General features: G+C 54.5%; 1 protein-coding gene. It reads right to left on the minus strand.

Annotated features, from left to right (window positions below; genetic code table 11):
* Nucleotides 1-126 precede the first annotated feature (126 nt).
* Nucleotides 127-1,023, minus strand: a complete 897-nt coding sequence (locus R5H32_RS20890) for a hypothetical protein (protein WP_318340562.1) — start codon at nt 1,021-1,023, stop codon at nt 127-129.
* Nucleotides 1,024-1,257: the final 234 nt, after the last annotated feature.

Genomic DNA, 1,257 nt, shown 5'->3' on the forward strand with positions numbered 1-1,257 from the left:
CGCGCGTCAGCTTTGTGGGGAGCACACGCGTCAAGACGCGCGATAGTCCCAACCGTTGGGGACTATTCCGCCGCTACGCCGACCAACTTTGCGCCGGGATTGACACAACTTCCTTTGTCAAAGCCATCACATCTGCTCCGGACCGATGAAACGCGCCTCAAAATCAAGGCTCCGAGATGGTTCTTCGAAGGGTTTGATCTGACCCGGTGTGAGCCAGTCCGGCATGTCGTAGATGGACCAGGACAGGCCTAAAGCAACAAGCAATCGACCATTGTTGCGACCATGGGACTCGGATACGTCGATGCTTCCATGCTGCTCTAGGTCGAGCGGCGCTTCATGGAACCTTGTCCGAAAAATCGAATCTTGCAGACTCTGTTCGGTCCAGGAAAACATATCTTGGTAAGCTCCGTTATGGCGCCCACCGCCAATGCGGAACAAGGGCATCTCACCGCCCCATACCTCGGAATTTGGGCCCGTGCGATGGCGCGCATCCTTGATTGGTTCCGCGACAAAACTCCCCATCGCTGCGGTAATCCAATCCGGATTCACGCCTTGGCTCAATGCGACATCCACCACCTCGGAGCCAAAACTCTGGACCCGTGCACCATAGATACTGATGACTGAGCTTCCGTCGTCTCGGGCATAGAATCCGAAGCAAACACAGTCGCACGTTAGACCGCCGAAATCGCATAGAATGTACTGTCCATTCTTGCGCCTACTGGAATTGAAGAAACCAACGACAGCACCGATAAATTCGGGAACAACACGTGTTTGATGAATTTGCTTCCCATTGGTTGCAGCGCCGAGAGCCTGACTGACATTCTTGTTCGAGATTTCTTTGTCGGACAACGCCAGATCGATTGCTGCCTGACAGCAAATCCTGAACCGGCGCCCAGTCAAATTGCTGTCAACCCGCTCAGCTGGGAACCCGAAATTTGCAGACACCTCAAGCGCCTTGTACTTTAGGGACTTGGAAAGCTTTCGGATCAACCAGCCCATCGTCTGCCGCAGCATTAATGCCATGTAAGCCGTGACATGAACCTCGGACTCAGACGCGGCCTCAGATTGCCGATCATCGGCGTGAGCTCTCAAGAACGAGACCTTCAGGGCTTCCAGAGGCGCACCTCCGTCCAAACCCGTAAGGGCATAGGTGTGAATCCCGGAGACAAAATGGACAGCGGAAACGGTCGGATGTTCTGACTGTCGCGGAGTAATATTCCGCATCTTTCGCCTTAGGCAACGAGCTGAAGGCGGGGA

It is taken from the genome of Defluviimonas sp. D31 (assembly GCF_033436765.1).
GTDB lineage: Bacteria > Pseudomonadota > Alphaproteobacteria > Rhodobacterales > Rhodobacteraceae > Albidovulum.